The organism is Streptomyces sp. NBC_01171 (assembly GCF_045039805.1).
Taxonomy (GTDB): domain Bacteria; phylum Actinomycetota; class Actinomycetes; order Streptomycetales; family Streptomycetaceae; genus Streptomyces.
Genome location: NZ_CP108609.1, coordinates 2,869,075 through 2,887,406, shown reverse-complemented (window position 1 = coordinate 2,887,406; position 18,332 = coordinate 2,869,075). Strand labels below are relative to the sequence as shown.

The following is an 18,332-nucleotide window of genomic DNA, read 5'->3' as shown; positions in this document are numbered from 1 at the left end:
ACCGGCATGTCCGGGTCACTGTCACCTCCCGGTGACAGTGACCCGATAGGTTGGCCGCACACGGGGAACGCGGACGAGGACGCGGTCCTCGTGCGCGCTCCCGCGAGGTCGGAAGAGAGGCGCTGGTCTTGGGAAAGGTCGTGCTCGTCACCGGAGCCGCCCGGCAGCTCGGCGGCCGGTTCGTGCGGCGCGTCCAGCGGGACCCGGAGATCGACCGGGTGATCGCCCTGGACGCCGTACCGCCCGCGCACGACCTCGGCGGGGCGGAGTTCATCCAGGCCGACCTCCGGCAGCCGACCGTCGCCCGCGTGCTCGCGGAGACCGGCGCCGACACGGTCGTCCACCTGGACGTGACCGGCACCGCGCTCGGCGGGGGCAGCCGGGCCACGGTCAAGGAGACCAATGTCATCGGCACCATGCAGTTGCTCGGTGCGTGCCAGAAGTCGCCCGCGGTCAAGCGGCTGGTGGTGAAGTCCAGCACCAACGTCTACGGCTCCGCCCCGCGCGATCCGGCCGTCTTCACCGAGACCACCCCCGCCAAGTCGCTGCCCAGCGGCGGCTTCGCCAAGGACGCCGTCGAGGTCGAGGGGTACGTGCGCGGGTTCGCCCGGCGCCGCCCCGATGTCGCGGTGTGCGTGCTGCGGTTCGCCAACATCCTCGGCCCCACCCCGGACACCCCGCTCGCCTCCTACTTCGCGCTGCCCGTGCTGCCGACCGTGCTGGGCTACGACCCCCGGCTGCAGTTCGTGCACGAGGACGACGTGATCGAGGTGCTGCGGATCGCCTCGCACGAGCCGCGCCGGGGCACCCTCAACAGCGGCACCTTCAACATCGCGGGCGACGGTGTGCTGCTGCTCTCGCAATGCTCTCGGCGGCTCGGCCGGCCCACCGTGCCGCTGCTGCTGCCCGCGGTCACCTGGGCGGGGTCGCTGGTGCGTACGCTCGGTATGACGGACTTCTCACCCGAGCAGATCCGGCTGCTCACCCACGGCCGGGTGGTCGACACCGGCCAGATGCGCGACACCCTCGGGTTCGCGCCCACGTACACGACGGCGGAGGCGTTCGCGGACTTCGCGCGCGGACAGGGTCCCGGGCTGCTGCCGCCCGAGACGCTCGCGGAGGCCGTCGACCGGGTCGCCGTGCTGACCGCCGGGAGCGGCGCCCGTGTCCCGCAGCCCGGCGCCAACTGAGGAGAGCGGCAACGATGGCGGACGCCAAGGTCATTCCGTTCGACGACGACCGGTCCCGCGGGGGCGCGGGGCAGCGGCCGCAGCGCCGCCGGAGCACGGGCGGCCGGCCCGGCGCGGTCCAGCCGCTGCCCACCAGAAGTGGCGCGCGCGACGGGGAACCCCCGGCCGAGGAGGAGCAGCCGCGCATCCGCGCGGAGGCCGACGCCCTCGAGCAGCGGGTCGCACGCGGCCTCGCCTTCCTGCGCCGCCGGCTCACCGGGGACTACGAGGTCGACGACTTCGGGTACGACGAGGAGCTGACCGACCAGGTCCTGATGTCCCTGCTGCGCCCGGTGTACGAGAAGTACTTCCGGGTCGAGGTGAAGGGCGTCGAGAACATCCCGGCCGAGGGCGGGGCGCTGATCGTCGCCAACCACTCCGGGACGCTGCCGCTGGACGGGCTGATGATGCAGGTCGCCGTGCACGACCGGCATCCGGCCGGCCGGCATCTGCGGCTGCTCGCGGCCGACCTGGTGTTCGTGCTGCCGGTCGTCAACGAGCTGGCCCGCAAGCTCGGCCACACCCTCGCCTGCGCCGAGGACGCCGAACGGCTGCTGGGCCAGGGCGAGCTGGTCGGGGTGATGCCGGAGGGGTTCAAGGGGATCGGCAAGCCGTTCGGGGAGCGGTACAAGCTCCAGCGGTTCGGTCGGGGCGGGTTCGTCTCCACCGCGCTGCGGCAGGGGGCGCCGATCATCCCGTGCTCGATCGTCGGCGCCGAGGAGATCTACCCGATGATCGGCAACGCCAAGACGCTGGCGCGGCTGCTGGGTTTCCCGTACTTCCCGCTGACGCCGACCTTTCCCTGGCTCGGCCCGCTCGGGGCGATCCCGCTGCCGACGAAGTGGACCATCCAGTTCGGCGAGCCGATCCCCACGGACGGGTATCCGCCGGAGGCGGCCGAGGACCCGATGCTGATGTTCAACCTCACCGACCAGGTTCGCGAGCAGATCCAGCACACGCTGTACAAGCTGCTGGTGCAGCGACGTTCGGTGTTCTTCTGAATTCCGGCTGCAGATACGAGAACGGGGCGCCCCTGCTCGGATAGGGGCGCCCCGCTCTCGTACGCGCTACTGCTACTCGGCGTCCTTGCTGTCGATGCCCAGCCCGGGCAGGAGGCCCGGCAGGAGCGGCGGCAGGGTGACGTCCGGCTTGCCCGACGGGTTGGACGACTTGCCCGCGGACGGCGAACCGCCCTCGGGGCCGCCGGTCTTCGGCGGGTCCAGCAGACCGCCGGTGCTGCCACCGAGCAGTCCGTCGCCGCTGTCGCCGGTGGCGGAGCCGCTGGGGGTGCCGGGGCTGCTGTCCCGGTCCTTGCCCGCCGACGGGGTGCCACCGGCGCTCGGGGAACCGGACCGATGGCTGCCGGCGGAGCCGGACGGGGCCACGCCGGGACGCTCGCCGCTGTGACCGTCGTCGCCCTTGGTGCCGGGCGGCTTGGGCAGCAGCGACTCCAGCGGGGCTACCTCCTGGTCTATGGCGTCGAAGACCGACGAGACCTCGTCCTTCACATCGCCGAGTTGGACCGGGAGCCGGTCGCTCAGCGTGCTCCACACCTCGCGGTGCGAGCGGGAGAAGGCGGAGAGGGCCTGGATCGGGCCGAGGGAGTCGGGGTCCGCCTCGTAGGCCGCGTGGAGCAGGCGGTGGCCCTCGGTGACGTCGTTGCGCATGCCGGAGAGGGTGCGGCGGATCTCGCCGATGGACTCGTGGTCCAGCTGGCCGCTCCGGTCGCGCTCCATCAGCCTGCGGGCCTCGTTGAGCCGGGTGGAGGCGTGGTCCAGGTAGGCCTGGCCGCGCTCCCCGTCGCCCTCGCTGAGGTAGTTGAGCTGGAAGTCCTCGATGCCGCGCTTCAGTCCGTACAGCGAATCGCCGGGCAGCGCCTCGGAGCTGGCGGCGGCCACTCCGCCGAAGGCACCGGCGGCCACGCCCACGCTGAGGCCGCCCGCGGTGAGCCCCTTGGCCAGCCGGGACCTGGGGCGCAGCTTGCTCAGCGGGCTCGCCCGGTGCGCGCCCCGGCCGGGGGAACGCTGCTCGGGCACCGACGCCGGAGCCGCTCCGCCCAGGGTGCCCTCCTGGAGCATGGCCTCCATCGCGGCCACCAACTGGGCCCGCTGGACGACCTTGACCTCCGGGTCGAGCTGGGGCCTGGGCAGCTCACCGAGACCTTCCGCCAGGGCCAGCAGCTCGCCCTGTCCGGATCTGTCCTCGGCGGGCGGTGGTCCCGCCCGGTGCGCGTGCTCGGCCGCCGTGTCCCGGTCGGACTGCTCCTCCAGGGCCTGGGCGAAGGCGTTCGCCCGCCGGTGCGCCGATACGTTCGCAATCACTGGCGGCACCTCCTCTCGTCATGACGGTCGACTCCCCAGGGGGTCTCCTGAGGGTTGCACGCCCATGGCCACATCCACCCGATCGAGGGATCAAGTGGGCCAGGACGTGACCACAGGGAGCCTGTATCCCGCACAACGAGCGGCTCGGCACTTGGGTTACGGACGAGGGGCCGCCGGATCGCAAAACCAACTCACTTTCACCAAGGGTGAGTTGGGTGTCGCTCTGTGTCGCGGGGCGCCCGGCCTCAGCGGGCGTCTTCCGGGAGGAGCCGGGCGAGCGTGCGCACGGCCCGGTACTGGAGGGTCTTGATGGCGCCCTCGTTCTTGCCCATCACCCGCGCGGTCTCGGCGACCGACAGGCCCTGGAGGAAGCGGAGCGTCACGCACTCCTGTTGCTGGGGGTTGAGCCGGCGCACCGCGTCCAGCAGCGCGGCGTTGGAGAGCGACTCCAGGACGGAGTCCTCGGGGGAGCGCGCGACCTCGTTGGCGTCGAGCATCTCGCCGGTGGTGACCTCCAGCCGGAACCGGCTGGACTTGAAGTGGTCGGCGACCAGGTTGCGGGCGATCGTCACCAGCCAGGCGCCGAAGTCACGGCCCTGCCAGGTGAAGGTGCCGATCCGGCGCAGGGCGCGCAGAAAGGTCTCGCTCGTCAGGTCCTCGGCAGTGGCCTTGCCGCCGACCCGGTAGTAGATGTACCGGTACACGGTGTCGCTGTACTGGTCGTAGAGGCGTCCGAACGCGTCCGCCTCACCTGCCTGGGCACGTTCGACCAGGTCCATCATGCGGGCGCTGTCACTGTCCGCGGCCGGCCGGCGGGCGGCGGGCGCGCCCGTGGAGCGGGCTCGTCTGCCGACGGCCGCGCCGCGTTCGGCCAGTGCGTAGCACGGACCGAGGGGCGCGGCGCCGGCGCCGGCGAAGGCGGGGACGGTGTGCGCGGTGGGGACGAGGCCGCGCAGCGTGTCTTTGACCGTTGCGACAGTTGCGCGCAGCGTAGCCAGGCCCGAGGCGTCAACCCCGACGTGTGGGTACACGGGACTCCCAGAGGCAGAGCTTCCATCACGTGCAGTGCGGGACCTTTCACCCGTCGTAGCGACGGAGGGGTACCGGTATGCGTCTGAGGAGAATAACGCTTCGTGTAGACCCTGCTACACCCAGTTGCTCAAATCGTCGATTAGGTCGCCTGTGTTAGCGATTGTCGACGCTTCAAGTTGCTGAATCTGATCACTCGTTGATCGAAACTGGGCTGATTTCTGTGAAAGCTGAGGCGTGTTCGAAGTCCAGATGCATACTTCGGGCGCGCGGGAGCCGTGGCCGGATCAGCGGCGGCGGCGGCTCAGGGCGATCGCCGCGGCCGTGCCGCCCGCCACCGCGCCGACCCCGGCGGCCGCCGGGATGCCGACCTTGGCGGCCTTGCGGCCGGTGCGGTAGTCCCGCAGTCGCCAGTCCTTGTCGCGGGCGTGCCGGCGCAGCTTGGTGTCCGGGTTGATCGCGTAGGGGTGGCCGACCAGGGAGAGCATCGGGATGTCGTTGTGGCTGTCGCTGTACGCGGCGCAACGCGAGAGGTCCAGGCCCTCGGCGGCGGCCAGCGCCCGTACCGCCTCCGCCTTGGCCGGGCCGTGCAGCGGCTCGCCGACCAGGCGGCCGGTGTAGACGCCGTCGACGGACTCCGCGACCGTGCCGAGCGCGCCGGTGAGGCCGAGGCGGCGGGCGATGACCTGGGCGATCTCCACCGGGGCCGCGGTCACCAGCCAGACCTTCTGGCCCGCGTCCAGGTGGGCCTGGGCGAGCGCGCGGGTGCCGGGCCAGATGCGATCGGCCATGTACTCGTCGTAGATCTCCTCGCCGATCGTCTCCAGCTCGGCCACGCGGTGGCCCTTGACGATGGAGAGCGCCGAGTCGCGGGCCTCCTGCATGTGCTCGGGGTCCTCGACCCCGGCCAGCCGGAACCACGCCTGCTGCCAGGCGAACCGGGCGAGTTCGCGGGTCTCGAAGAAGTTCCGCTTGTACAGACCGCGCCCGAAGTGGAACAGCGCGGCGCCCTGCATCACGGTGTTGTCGAGGTCGAAGAAGGCGGCGGCCCGGTCGTCGCCGAGCACGGGGAACTCCGGTTCCCGCTCGGCGCCCGCGGGTTCCGGGTGTTCCTGCGAGGACTTGCGGGCGGCCTCCGCGGAAGCCTCGCCTGCCAACACGCTCCGCGCCGTGGCGGAGCGCCTACGGGGGGTGAGCCATCCAAGAGCGGCCATGGCGTGAGCATAGCCAGTTGGTTCGGCGGTTCCGGAGCCGAGAGGTTCGGAGTCTGTGAACTCCGGGCGTACGTACCGCGGCGGGCAAGGGTGAAGGCGGGGGCGCGGGGCGGGACAATGACCCGTATGAGTCCCCTCTTCCGGCGCAAGGCCGCCCCCCAGGAGCGGCTGGTCACCCTGATCCGCAAGCCCGGCTGTCATCTGTGCGACGACGCGCAGGCCGTGATCGAGAAGGTCTGCGGCGAACTCGGCGTGCCCTGGGAGGGCCGGGACATCACCGAGGACCGCGCGCTGCACGACCAGTACTGGGAGCAGATCCCGGTCGTCCTCGTCGACGGCGAGCAGCACACCTTCTGGCGGGTGGACGAAGGACGGCTGCGCCGCGCGCTGACCGGGTGACGGACGGCGCCGGAGGGGTCTCAGGGGCACGAAACGCGGCAAGTGTGTAGTTTTGCCCCCAGGTAGGGCCCCGCAACGGGCATGCGTGACCCCGGTCACGTTGGCCGGGCAAATCGGACACCATCTTTGTGCACACGTTCACAAAGACATAGCCTTCTTGTCGACGGGGCGGTCCGGGGAAGCATGACCGCTCACAGCCCCGCTCTACCCGCAGGAGCACCGTGGCAACTGGCCGAACTCACCGACCGGCGACCCGCAGCCGAGGGATTCCCGAGGCCACCGTCGCCCGGCTTCCGCTGTACCTCCGAGCGCTGACGGCCCTGTCGGAGCGCTCGGTCCCCACGGTCTCCTCCGAGGAACTGGCCGCGGCGGCGGGCGTCAACTCCGCCAAGCTGCGCAAGGACTTCTCCTACCTGGGCTCCTACGGCACCCGCGGGGTCGGGTACGACGTGGAGTACCTCGTCTACCAGATCTCCCGTGAGCTGGGCCTCACCCAGGACTGGCCCGTCGTCATCGTCGGTATCGGAAACCTCGGCGCGGCCCTCGCCAACTACGGTGGCTTCGCCTCGCGCGGCTTCCGGGTCGCGGCGCTGATAGACGCCGACCCCGCGATGGCCGGCAAGCCGGTCGCGGGCATCCCGGTGCGGCACACCGACGAACTCGAGCGGATCATCGAGGACAACGGCGTCTCCATCGGCGTCATCGCCACCCCCGCCGGTGCCGCCCAGCAGGTCTGCGACCGGCTCGTGGCCGCCGGGGTGACCTCCATCCTGAACTTCGCGCCCACCGTGCTGACCGTCCCGGACGGTGTCGACGTGCGCAAGGTCGACCTCTCCATCGAGCTGCAGATCCTCGCCTTCCACGAGCAGCGCAAGGCCGGCGAGGAGACCGCGGCCGGCGACGGCGCCGTACCCGCCAAGCGCGCGAGCGCCGCCGGCCAGGGACCCGACGGGGACGTGCCCGCCGTGATGCCGGCATGAGCCTCCTCGTCGTAGGGCTGAGCCACCGCAGTGCCCCCGTGAGCGTGCTGGAGCGGGCCGCGCTGAACGCGGACGCCCAGGTCAAGCTGCTCCAGGACACCGTCGCCGCCGACCCGGCCACCGAGGCCGCGGTGCTCGCCACCTGCAACCGCATCGAGCTGTACGCCGACGTCGACAAGTTCCACGCCGGTGTCGCCGAGCTCTCCACGCTGCTCGCCCAGCACAGCGGGGTGGGCCTGGAGGAGCTGACGCCGTTCCTCTACGTCCACTACGAGGACCGGGCCGTCCACCACCTGTTCTCGGTGGCCTGCGGGCTGGACTCCATGGTCGTCGGCGAGGGCCAGATCCTCGGCCAGATCAAGGACGCCCTCGCCCGCGCCCAGGACCTGCACACCGCCGGACGGCTGCTGAACGACCTCTTCCAGCAGGCCCTGCGGGTCGGCAAGCGCGCCCACTCCGAGACCGGCATCGACCGCGCCGGGCAGTCCCTGGTCACCTTCGGCCTGGAGCAGCTCGCCGCGGGCACCGACGTGCCGGGCTGGGCGCGGGGCCGTACCGCGCTGGTCATCGGCGCCGGGTCGATGTCCTCGCTGGCCGCCGCCACGCTGGCGCGGGCCGGGGTCGGCGAGATCGTCGTCGCCAACCGCACCTTCGAGCGCGCCGAGCGGCTCGTGCAGATCCTCGCCGACGCCGAGGGCGCCACCGCCCGCGCGGTGCGGATGGACGCCGTGGCGGCGGAACTTACACGTGCCGACGTGGTCGTCTCCTGTACCGGCGCGACCGGTCTGGTGCTCACGGCGGACTCCGTCGCCGAAGCCGTCGCCGGTCGCACCGGGGAACCGGCGGCCGACGTGAGCGCCGAGGCTCCGGGCGGGACCGCCGAGCTGCCGCCGACCAGTGTCGGCACCGACGAGAACTGCCCGCTGGACCTGGCCTCCGTACAGGGCACGCCCGGCTTCTCCGTGCACGGCGAGGCCGCCGTCGCCGGGATGGACGCGGCCACCCTGGAGCAGCACGCCGCCTGGGTCGGGGAGGGTACCTCCCTGCGGGAGCAGGGCCGCGAGCACGACGCGGGCGGCCGGTTCACCCCCGACGCCGACGCCGAGCTGATCGCCGCGCTCGCCGAGGCCGTCGCCGGCGCCGGCCGCGTCCCCGAGTACCGCAGGCCCGAACCGGTCGCCGAGATCCCGCGCCCGGCCCCGGCCGTCTTCCTCCTCGACCTCGCCATGCCCCGCGACATCGACGCGGCCGTGCACCGGCTGGCCGGGGTGCGCCTGGTGGACATCGAGTCGCTGGCCGAGGCGTCCGCCGACGCCCCGATGGCGTCCGACGTGGACCAGGTTCGGCGTATCGTCTCCGACGAGGTCGCGGCGTTCGGCGCGGCACAGCGGGCGGCGCACATCACCCCCACCGTGGTCGCGCTGCGCACCATGGCCGCCGATGTCGTCGCCGCCGAGATCGCGCGGCTCGACGGGCGCCTGCCCGGCCTGGACGCACGCCAGCGCGGCGAGATCCGGCAGACCGTGCACCGGGTCGTGGACAAGCTGCTGCACGCGCCGACCGTACGGGTCAAGCAGCTCGCGGCCGAGCCCGGAGGCACCGGGTACGCGGACGCGCTGCGGACCCTGTTCGACCTCGACCCGGAGACGGTCGCCGCCGTCTCGCGGGCCGTGGACAACACAGACGAGAAGGACCGACCGGCATGACTGACAGAGCACTGCGACTGGGGACGAGGCGAAGCAAGCTCGCCATGGCCCAGTCCGGGCAGGTGGCGGACGCCGTGAGCCGGGTGACCGGCCGGCCCGTCGAGCTGGTCGAGATCACCACGTACGGCGACGTCTCCCGGGAGGCGCTGGCGCAGATCGGCGGCACCGGCGTGTTCGTCACGGCGCTGCGGGACGCGCTGGTGCGCGGCGAGGTGGACTTCGCGGTTCATTCGCTCAAGGACCTGCCCACCACGCAGCCCGAGGAACTCGCGCTGGCCGCCGTGCCGGTGCGGGAGGACCCGCGGGACGTGATCGTCGCCCGCGACGCGCTGAAGTTCACCGACCTGCCGCGCGGCGCGCGCATCGGCACCGGCTCGCCGCGCCGCATGGCCCAGCTCAACGCGTACGCGCGGACCCACGGGCTGGACATCGAGACGGTGGCGATCCGCGGCAACGTGGACACCCGCATCGGGTACGTCCACGAGGGACGGCTGGACGCCGTCGTGCTCGCGGCCGCCGGACTCAACCGGATCGGCCGGATCGACGAGGTGACCGACTTCCTGTCGGTCGACACGGTCCTGCCCGCCCCCGGCCAGGGGGCCCTGGCGATCGAGTGCGCGGCATCCGACGCGGACCTCGTCGCGGCCCTCGGCGAACTCGACGACCCGCACACGCGGGCCGCCGTCACCGCCGAACGGTCACTGCTCGCCGCGCTTGAGGCCGGTTGCAGCGCCCCTGTGGGTGCGCTGGCCGACCTCTTGACCGGCGGGCCTGTTGTCAAGGAAATGCGCCTGCGCGGCGTCGTCGGCACGACCGACGGCTCGCGGATGGTGCAGCAGTCCACCACCGGTTCCGTGCCCCTGACGCACGACGGGGCGATGGCACTCGGGCGCGAACTCGCCGCCGAGATGCTCGCCCAGGGCGCGGCCGGTCTGATGGGGGAGCGAGCACATTGAGCCCCACCGCCTTTCCCGCCGGTCCCGAGCACGGGCACGTCACCTTCCTGGGTGCCGGACCCGGAGATCCGGGACTGCTGACTCTGCGCGCCGTGGAGGCGCTGTCCCACGCGGACGTCCTGGTCGCCGAGCACGAGGTGCTCGACCTGATCCGGACGCACGCCCGGCAGGGCGTCTCCGTCGTGCCGACGGAGGCGGTCTCCTCCCCGGACGCGCTCCCGGGCGCACCGCAGCTCACGGTCGTTGACGGGGCGTCAACTCCCGCTGTGGCCCCGGCCGCTGCCCAGGATGCGGCTCATCTTGTCATGGAGGCCGCACGGGGCGGCAGGCGGGTGGTCCGTGCGGTCGCCGGTGATCCGGGACTGGACACCGACGCCGCCGAGGAGATGCTTGCCTGCGCCGCGGCCGGGGTGCCCTTCGAGGTCGTCCCCGGTGTCGCGGCCGCGACCGGCGTGCCCGCGTACGCCGGTGTCCCGCTGCGCGACGCGCACGGCGCCGACGTGCGGTTCGTGGACGCGCGTACCGCCTCCGACCGGTGCTGGACGGAGGTGGGTGCCTCGGACGGCACGGTGGTCGTCTCCACCTCGCTGGACTCCGTCGCGGCGGCCGCCGCCGAGCTGGTGTCGGCGGGCCGCAAGCCGGACACCCCGCTCATCGTCACGGTCGCCGGTACGACGACCCGCCAGCGCACCTGGACGGCGACGCTGGGCACGATCGCGCAGACGCTGAAGCAGGCCAAGGTGCTGCCGTCCCCGGACGGCGGTCGCCCGGTCATAGCCGTGGTCGGCGAGCGGTCCGCCGCCGCCCGCCGCGACCAGCTCTCGTGGTTCGAGACCAAGCCGCTGTTCGGCTGGAAGGTCCTCGTGCCGCGCACGAAGGAGCAGGCCGCCTCGCTCTCCGACCAGCTCCGTTCCTACGGCGCGGTGCCGCACGAGGTCCCGACGATCGCCGTCGAGCCGCCGCGCACCCCGCAGCAGATGGAGCGCGCGGTCAAGGGCCTGGTCACAGGCCGCTACGAGTGGATCGCGTTCACCTCGGTCAACGCGGTCAAGGCGGTCCGGGAGAAGTTCGAGGAGTACGGGCTCGACGCGCGTGCCTTCGCGGGCATCAAGGTGGCCGCGGTGGGCGAGCAGACCGCCAACGCGCTGATCGCCTTCGGTGTGAAGCCGGACCTGGTGCCGAGCGGTGAGCAGTCGGCCGCGGGCCTGCTGGAGGACTGGCCGCCGTACGACCCGGTCTTCGACCCGATCGACCGTGTCTTCCTGCCGCGCGCCGACATCGCCACCGAGACCCTGGTGGCCGGGCTGATCGAGCTGGGCTGGGAGGTGGACGACGTCACCGCGTACCGCACGGTCCGCGCGTCGCCGCCGCCGCAGGAGACCCGTGAGGCGATCAAGGGCGGCGGTTTCGACGCCGTGCTCTTCACCTCGTCCTCCACGGTCCGCAACCTGGTCGGCATCGCGGGCAAGCCGCACAACGTGACGGTCATCGCCTGCATCGGCCCCGCGACCGCCAAGACGGCCGAGGAGCACGGGCTGCGGGTCGACGTCATGGCCCCGGAGCCCTCCGTCCACAAGCTGGCCGAGGCACTGGCCGCGTTCGGCATGAAGCGCCGCACGTCCGCGCTGGAGGCGGGCGACCCGGTGACCCGGCCCAGTGAGCGGCGGCCGGGGGCGCGCAGGCGTCGTACGACGACCTGAGGCCCTCGACGGCATGAGCGGGGCGTCCCTTCACGGGGGCGCCCCGCTCCGCTTGTTCACGGACGACCCCACTGGTGACCGGCTCTTGGTGTCCAGCCTCGCCGGTTGTCTCAAATCCCTTGCCACTGCCGTGTGTTCATGTCATCCTGCAAGGCTTTGCGCATGGCATGACGACCAGAGAGCTGGGGGAAAGCATGGTGACGGCGGCAGCTGGGAGCCCGTCCGGTGGGGACGCCGATCAGGTCGCGCGATTGGCGGCGGGCTCAGCCAACTTCGGGCATCTGCTTCAGCATGAGCCGCTGTTGGTGACGCTGGGGTGTGCGGCGGAGTCGTACGTCCACACCGATCCGCACGCGGCCATGGTGAAGACTCGCCTCTACGGCGAGATCATGGCGCGGCATCTCGTGACCCTGCTCGGGATCACCGTGCCCGGTAACAAGCAGGTCGACCGGATCAACGCCCTGACCAGGGCAGACGTCCTCGTACCGCAGGTGCGTGCCTGGTTCGAGGCGATCCGTACGACGGGCAACCGAGCGGTCCACGAGTACTACGCCAACGTCCGTGAGGCACTCCAGTCCGTGGAGATGTGCTTCCGCCTCGGCGACTGGCTGCACCGCTCCCTCGACCAGTCCGACACGGCTCACAGGGTCTTCCTGGCGCCCGCCCCGTCCGAGGCCGCCCCTGCGCCCGCGACCGTCGCCGACCAGCAGGAGCTGGACAAGCTTCGCACCGAGCTCGGCGCCTACCGCCGTCGGCTGGAGGAGGCCCGCCTTCGCTACGACGGCAAGCACAGCCGCCTGGAGCGGGAGCAGGCGGCGCGCGCGCAGGCCGAGGCGGAACTGGCCCGTGCCGAGAAGGAGCGGGCCGCTCTGCGTGATCTGGTCGCCGAACTGAGCGACAAGATCACCGAACTGACGGCTCCGGCCGTGGAGTCCCGTACGGTCGCCCGCCCGCTGGACGGTGCCTCGCAGCGTGACGAGTTCATCGCCCATGCCCAGAAGGCCGCCAAGCCTCCCATGAGCGAGGCGCAGGTCCGTACGGAGCTTGACCGCATTCTCGAGAAGGCGGGCTGGGCCGTCCAGGACGACAGCGCGAAGAACCTGTACGCAGGCCAGGGCGTCGCCGTCCGGGAAGTCTCCACCGCCGTCGGCCGCGCCGACTACCTCCTCTACGTCGACCAGCGCCTGGTCGGCGTCATAGAGGCCAAGCGGGAAGGCGCCGACCTGGAGGCCGCCATGCAGCAGGCCGCCCGCTACGCCACCGGCCTCACCCGCAGCCAGCAGCTCAGCGCTTGGCGCGCCAGCCTGCCCTTCCGGTACGTCGCCGACGGCAACACGGTCCGTTTCCACAACGACCTCGACCCGTCCCCGCGTACTCGTGAGGTCTTCGCGGTGCACCGCCCGGACACGATCGCCCGCTGGGTCGAGGAGGCCGAGGCGGACCCCACGGCGCCGACCCTGCGGGCCCGGATGCGGCGCCTTCCGCAGACCTTCCTCGACTCGAAGGACCTGCGTCCGGCGCAGGAGAAGGCGATCAACGGCCTGGAGCTCTCCCTGGCCAAGGACGACCCGCGCGCCCTGATCCAGATGGCGACCGGCGCCGGCAAGACGTACACGGTGGTCAGCGAGAGCTACCGGCTGCTCAAGCACGCGAACGCCAAGCGCATCCTCTTCCTCGTCGACCGGAACAACCTCGGCACCCAGGCCGCCACCGAGTTCGAGAACTTCGACACCCCGGACGACGGCCGCAAGTTCACGGAGCTGTACGTCGTGCAGCGCATGGCGGGGGACACCGTCCTTGGCTCCGCGCATGTCGTGGTGTCCACCGTGCAGCGGCTGTGGCTCGCGCTGACGGGCCAGGCGGTGCCGAGCGCGGACGACGAGAACGAGGCTCTCGACCGCTACGACCTCGTCGACGAGCCGGTGGCGGTCGGCTACAACCCGGCCCTGCCGCCGGAGTCCTTCGACCTGATCGTGGTCGACGAGTGCCACCGCTCCATCTACGGCAAGTGGCGCGCGGTCCTGGAGTACTTCGACGCGCACCTGGTCGGCCTGACCGCCACCCCGGTCGCCCAGACCTTCGGCTTCTTCTTCCAGAACCTGGTCAGCGAGTACCCGTACGAGCAGGCGGTCGCCGACGGCGTGAACGTCGACTTCGACGTCTTCCGTATCCGTACGGAGCTGGGAGAGAAGGGCGGCACCATCCCGGCGGAGACGGTCGTCCCGATGCGCGAGCGCAAGACCCGGCGGGAGCGGTACCAGGAGCTGGAGGAGGACCTGGAGTGGAAGGCGACCCAGCTGGGCCGCCAGGTCATCAGCAAGGGCCAGTTGAAGCTCGTCATCGAGACCTTCCGCAAGCACCTGTTCACGGACATCTTCCCGCCGGTGGGGGAAGGGGATGCCCAGCGGACGCGTACCCACGTGCCGAAGACGCTGATCTTCGCGGTGGACGACAACCACGCCGACGAGATCGTCCAGATGGTCCGGCAGGTCTTCGGCGAGAGCGACGACTTCTGCAGGAAGATCACGCACGCCGCGAAGAAGCCCGCCGAACTGATCAAGGCGTTCCGCAACAGCCCCGAGCTGCGGATCGCGGTGACCGTCGACATGATCGCCACCGGGACCGACATCCCGCCGCTGGAGTGCGTGTTCTTCCTGCGGGACGTGAAGAGCTGGGCCTACTTCGAGCAGATGAAGGGGCGTGGCTCCCGGACCGTGGACGCGGCGGAGTTCCAGGCGGTGACGCCCGACGCCGAGGTCAAGGAGCGGTTCGTGATCGTCGACGCGGTCGGTGTCACTGACTCGCCCCGCGTGGACGCGCGCCCGCTGAGCCGGATCTCCGAGCGGAAGATCCCGCTGGAGCGGTTGATGGCCAAGACGGCGGGTCTGGCGATGACCGAGGACGAGGTCGCCACGCTGGCGGGTCGTCTGGCTCGTCTGGACCAGCAGCTCAAGCCTGAGGAGCGAGAGGAGATCGAGGAACTCGCCGGCCAGCCGCTTCGGAAGATCGTCGGCGGTCTGGTCCAGTCCGTCGACCCCGACCAGCAGGAGCGGGCCCGGCGCATCGGCGGCCAGGAGCAGGTGCGGCAGGACATGCTGAACGCCCTGAAGCCGATCGCCTCGAACCGCGAGCTGCGGGACCGGCTGATGGCCATGCGCCGCGCGCACGACATCGTCATCGACGAGGTGAGCGTGGACGAGGTGAAGGAGGCGCGCGGCATCACGGCGGACGAGCTGGCGATGCGGCGGGTGACCTCGTGGAAGCAGTACATCAAGGACCACCAGGACGAGATCGCCGCGTTCAACCTCGCGTTCAGCGAGCGGCGGGAGCCGAAGGAGGTCTACCGGCGGCTGCGGGACCTCGCCCGCAAGATCGAGCGTCCCCCGTTCCAGTGGACTCCGGCTCGGCTGTACGACGCGTATGTACAGCTCGGCAAGGCGACCCGGCATCCGCGGGGCGCGGCTGGTGTCGTCGACCTGATCGGGCTGCTGCGCTTCGAGTTGGGGCTGGACCAGGAGGTACGGCCTTACCGGGCGCTGGTGGAGGAACGGTACGCCGCGTGGCGGGCCCGGCAGGAGCAGGCGGGGGCCGTGTTCACGGCGGACCAGGTGTGGTGGCTGGACCGGATGGTCGACGTGATCGCCACGGATGCGGCCATCGAACCCGAGCATTTGAAGGACGTACCCTTCATTGAGCGTGGAGGCGTGGACGGGTTCCTTCGGGAGTTCGGGGCTGATCGCGGGGCTGAGATCTTGAGTGAGCTGGGACGGGAGTTGGGCGCGTGATCGAGGGCGGTATTCCTTCGGAGTTGCCGGAGGGGTGGGTCCGGGTTCGGCTGGATGAGGTCGCCGAGGTGCGGCTTGGTCGACAGCGATCGCCCAAGAATCACTCCGGTACCCAGATGAGGCCGTATCTGCGGGCTGCGAATGTGGGCTGGAATGGACTTAAGCTCGACGACGTGAAGGAAATGAACTTCACGGACGACGAGGTTGCCATCTACAGGCTGAAAAAGGGAGACATCGTACTGAGCGAGGCGTCTGGTAGCGCCTCCGAGGTCGGTAAGCCCGCCATCTGGAACGATGAAATCTCTGACTGCTGTCTTCAGAACACGCTGATCCGGGTTCGGAGTTATGGCGTAGACCCTCATTACTTGCTGTACTTCCTGCGTAGCGAAGCCATTCGAGGAGCCTTCGTCGAACACTCGCGTGGTGTAGGTATCCACCACATTGGATCCGCGAGGCTTGCTGCTTGGCAGGTGCCCGTGCCGCCGGTGGAGGAGCAACGACGCATCGTTGCCGCGATCGAAGAGCAACTGTCGCGGCTCGAGGCCGGGGACCGATCCGTCGCTGATGCGCTTAGGAAGACTGCTCAGTACAGCGTCTTGGTCGCACAGAAGTTGTTGCAGCTTGAGCAGCCTGCGTCATCCTGGCCCATTGTCCGCATCGGAGATATCGCCAAGGTTGGAAGTGGATCGACGCCGCTACGGTCTCGCCAGGAGTATTACGAGGGAGGTGACATCCCTTGGGTGACAAGTAGCCTTGTGAACGAATCCTATGTCGACGGTGTGAGTCAATACATCACTAAAAAAGCGCTGGAGGAGACTTCGCTCCGTCTGCTTCCGCCAGGGACTCTGCTCGTGGCTATGTATGGGGAGGGGAAGACCAGGGGGAAGTGCACCGAGCTACGCATCTGGGCTACCACCAACCAAGCTTGTGCAAGCATCGCTCTGAAACCTGAGTTCGAAAGTCGTAGACCCTGGGTCAAAGCGGCGCTCCAGGCGAAGTACGAAGAAAACCGGAAACTCTCTTCTGGTGGCGTGCAAAAGAATCTCAACCTCAGTGTCATTCGGGCTATCGAGATTCCAATTCCGCCATTGGATGAGCAAGATCGTATTCTGTGTGAGCTTGATGAACAGTCGAGAGCCGCACTTCGGCTTCAGGATGAGGCCAAGCTCGTGATGCAGCGCTCTGCCACACTTCGGCATGCGCTGCTCACTCAGGCCTTCGCTGGACGGCTTGTTAGACAAGGCCCGGCCGACGAACCTGCCGACGCCCTGCTTGCTCGTATCCGTACCGAGCGGGAGGCCGCCGGAGCGGCGAGTTCTGGGCGCCGGAGCCCGCGCCGGGCGCCTGTCCAACGGAAGCGCACGCCAGATACTGCCGATGTAAACGACACGCCTCCGCCACTCCTGAGCGACGGCCTGGCCCTCGCCACCGCCACCCAGCCCACCCTCGACCTGGAGATCCCCTCGTGACCACGACCGAGGCCCGTCGGCTTGTCGACAAGCTCTGGAGTTACTGCCACGTCCTGCGCGACGACGGTGTCTCCACCATCGACTACGTTGAGCAGTTGACGCTTCTCGTGTTCCTGAAGATGGCGCACGAGGCGCAGAGTCGGCCCCCGATGTTCCGCGAGCAGATCATGCCCGAGGGTTCGGTCTGGGAGAACCGTGGCTGGCAGGAGCTGCTGAAGAACGACGGCGCCGCGCTCGAGGCCGCGTACACCCAACTCCTCGAAGATCTCGGAAACCAGCTCAAGGGCACCACGTTCCACCTGATCTTCAACGGGGCGAGGAACCGCATCCACGACCCTGCCAAGCTCAAGCGCCTGGTCAAGGACCTGATCGACAAGGAGAACTGGTCCGGTCAGAAGACCGATATCAAGGGCGACGCCTACGAGGAACTGCTTGCCCGTGGTGCGGAGGACGTCAAGTCGGGTGCGGGGCAGTACTTCACGCCCCGCCCGCTGATCCAGGCCATCGTCGACTGCGTCCGCCCGACTCCGGAAGACTGGATCACCGACCCCGCCTGCGGCACCGGAGGCTTCCTGCTCGCCGCCGCCGAGTACATCCTCCACGAGTACGGCAACCAGCTCACCCCTGAGCAGCGCAAGCACCTCAGTGGCGGCGGCATCTCGGGCACCGAGCTGGTCAGGAACACCGCGCGTCTCGCTGCGATGAACCTCTTCCTGCACGGCATCGGGCAGCCGACCGGAAGCGCACTGGTGCACACCACCGACGCCCTCGCCGCCCCGCCCACCCAGCGCGCGACCCTGATCCTGGCCAACCCGCCCTTCGGCAAGAAGTCGTCCATCACCGTCTACGGCGAAGACGGTTCCGCCGCCCGTGAGGCGATCGCCTACGAGCGACGTGACTTCTGGGTCACCACGACCAACAAGCAGCTCAACTTCGTGCAGCACATCGCCTCTCTGCTGGAGATCGACGGTCGCGCGGCAGTCGTCGTACCGGACAACGTGCTCTTCGAAGGCGGTGCGGGCGAGACCATCCGCCGGCGCCTGCTCAAGGAGTACGACGTCCACACGATGCTGCGGCTGCCCACCGGCATCTTCTACGCGGGCGGCGTCAAGGCCAACGTGCTGTTCTTCGAGCGCAAGCGGGCCCGGCCCAACCAGCCGTGGACCGAGAAGCTGTGGGTCTACGACTTCCGTACGGCCCAGCACTTCACCCTCAAGCAGAACCCCCTCACCCGGGCGTCTCTTGAGGACTTCGTCCAGTGCTACCGGCCCGACGAGGACCGCTCCAAGCGCGTGGAGACGGAACGTTTCAAGGCGTACACCTACGACGAGCTGATCGCCCGCGACAAGGCCAACCTCGACATCACCTGGCTCCGCGACCCGAGCCTCGACGACGCGGACAACCTGCCCGCGCCCGAAGTGCTGGCCGCCGAAATCGTTGAGGATCTCCAGGCCGCGCTGGAGGAGTTCGCCGCGATCGCTGAGACGCTTCAGCAGGCCCGTGGTGAGCGTCCGGCAGCGGAGGAAGCCTCGGACGAGGGCTGA

The 18,332-nt window shown here is 70.1% G+C and carries 13 protein-coding genes; 10 read left to right on the top strand and 3 right to left on the bottom strand.

Going from position 1 to position 18,332, the window contains the following annotated elements; all coding sequences use genetic code 11:
* The first annotated feature begins 128 nt into the window (after positions 1-128).
* Together OG448_RS13190 and OG448_RS13185 are read left to right on the top strand one after the other, a co-directional pair.
* A complete protein-coding gene (locus tag OG448_RS13190; RefSeq protein WP_405553740.1) occupies positions 129-1,190 on the top strand; it encodes an NAD-dependent epimerase/dehydratase family protein in 1,062 nt (353 codons plus the stop codon).
* A 14-nt stretch (positions 1,191-1,204) separates the two neighbouring features.
* A complete protein-coding gene (locus tag OG448_RS13185) occupies positions 1,205-2,230 on the top strand; it encodes a lysophospholipid acyltransferase family protein (RefSeq protein ID WP_405553738.1) in 1,026 nt (341 codons plus the stop codon).
* A 72-nt stretch (positions 2,231-2,302) separates the two neighbouring features.
* On the opposite strand, the gene OG448_RS13180 is transcribed toward OG448_RS13185, so the two are convergent.
* The 3 genes from OG448_RS13180 to OG448_RS13170 form a co-directional block, all read right to left on the bottom strand.
* Positions 2,303-3,550 (bottom strand): DUF5667 domain-containing protein, encoded by a 1,248-nt coding sequence (locus tag OG448_RS13180; protein ID WP_405553737.1) that lies wholly within the window; start codon positions 3,548-3,550, stop codon positions 2,303-2,305.
* A gap of 245 nt (positions 3,551-3,795) precedes the next feature.
* Positions 3,796-4,581: an ECF subfamily RNA polymerase sigma factor, BldN family gene (locus OG448_RS13175; protein ID WP_130331175.1), complete on the bottom strand. Its 786-nt coding sequence runs from the start codon at positions 4,579-4,581 to the stop codon at positions 3,796-3,798.
* A 285-nt stretch (positions 4,582-4,866) separates the two neighbouring features.
* Positions 4,867-5,793 (bottom strand): HAD family hydrolase, encoded by a 927-nt coding sequence (locus tag OG448_RS13170; protein ID WP_405553735.1) that lies wholly within the window; start codon positions 5,791-5,793, stop codon positions 4,867-4,869.
* A gap of 117 nt (positions 5,794-5,910) precedes the next feature.
* Here OG448_RS13170 and OG448_RS13165 point away from each other — a divergent pair, with 117 nt between their 5' ends.
* The 8 genes from OG448_RS13165 (at position 5,911) to OG448_RS13130 (ending at position 18,332) form a co-directional block, all read left to right on the top strand.
* The gene (locus OG448_RS13165; RefSeq protein WP_208621673.1) at positions 5,911-6,192 is read left to right on the top strand and encodes a glutaredoxin family protein; all 282 of its coding nucleotides are present in this window, start codon (positions 5,911-5,913) and stop codon (positions 6,190-6,192) included.
* A gap of 221 nt (positions 6,193-6,413) precedes the next feature.
* Positions 6,414-7,172, top strand: a complete 759-nt coding sequence (locus OG448_RS13160; RefSeq protein ID WP_405553733.1) for a redox-sensing transcriptional repressor Rex — start codon at positions 6,414-6,416, stop codon at positions 7,170-7,172.
* Positions 7,169-8,878 (top strand): glutamyl-tRNA reductase, encoded by a 1,710-nt coding sequence (locus OG448_RS13155; RefSeq protein WP_405553731.1) that lies wholly within the window; start codon positions 7,169-7,171, stop codon positions 8,876-8,878. Before OG448_RS13160 ends, OG448_RS13155 begins: the two co-directional genes overlap by 4 nt.
* On the top strand, positions 8,875-9,834 hold the full coding sequence (gene hemC, locus OG448_RS13150) for a hydroxymethylbilane synthase (protein ID WP_405553729.1): 960 nt from the start codon (positions 8,875-8,877) through the stop codon (positions 9,832-9,834). Before OG448_RS13155 ends, hemC begins: the two co-directional genes overlap by 4 nt.
* The gene (locus OG448_RS13145) at positions 9,831-11,534 is read left to right on the top strand and encodes a uroporphyrinogen-III synthase (protein WP_405553727.1); all 1,704 of its coding nucleotides are present in this window, start codon (positions 9,831-9,833) and stop codon (positions 11,532-11,534) included. Before hemC ends, OG448_RS13145 begins: the two co-directional genes overlap by 4 nt.
* A 251-nt stretch (positions 11,535-11,785) precedes the next feature.
* Positions 11,786-15,319 (top strand): DEAD/DEAH box helicase family protein, encoded by a 3,534-nt coding sequence (locus tag OG448_RS13140; RefSeq protein WP_405553725.1) that lies wholly within the window; start codon positions 11,786-11,788, stop codon positions 15,317-15,319.
* Entirely contained in the window at positions 15,316-16,788 is a 1,473-nt protein-coding gene (locus OG448_RS13135) for a restriction endonuclease subunit S (RefSeq protein WP_405553723.1), read from the top strand. The genes OG448_RS13140 and OG448_RS13135 overlap by 4 nt, the downstream gene beginning before the upstream one ends.
* Positions 16,785-18,332 carry an N-6 DNA methylase gene (locus OG448_RS13130; RefSeq protein WP_405553721.1) on the top strand — a complete coding sequence of 516 codons (1,548 nt, stop codon included), beginning with the start codon at positions 16,785-16,787 and terminating at the stop codon, positions 18,330-18,332. The genes OG448_RS13135 and OG448_RS13130 overlap by 4 nt, the downstream gene beginning before the upstream one ends.

Coding starts and splice junctions, on each gene's coding strand:
- hemC (WP_405553729.1), top strand. CDS start 8,875: ATGACTGACAGAGCACTGCGACTGGGGACGAGGCGAAGCAAGCTCGCC.
- OG448_RS13165 (WP_208621673.1), top strand. CDS start 5,911: ATGACCCGTATGAGTCCCCTCTTCCGGCGCAAGGCCGCCCCCCAGGAG.
- OG448_RS13185 (WP_405553738.1), top strand. CDS start 1,205: ATGGCGGACGCCAAGGTCATTCCGTTCGACGACGACCGGTCCCGCGGG.
- OG448_RS13155 (WP_405553731.1), top strand. CDS start 7,169: ATGAGCCTCCTCGTCGTAGGGCTGAGCCACCGCAGTGCCCCCGTGAGC.
- OG448_RS13170 (WP_405553735.1), bottom strand. CDS start 5,793: ATGGCCGCTCTTGGATGGCTCACCCCCCGTAGGCGCTCCGCCACGGCG.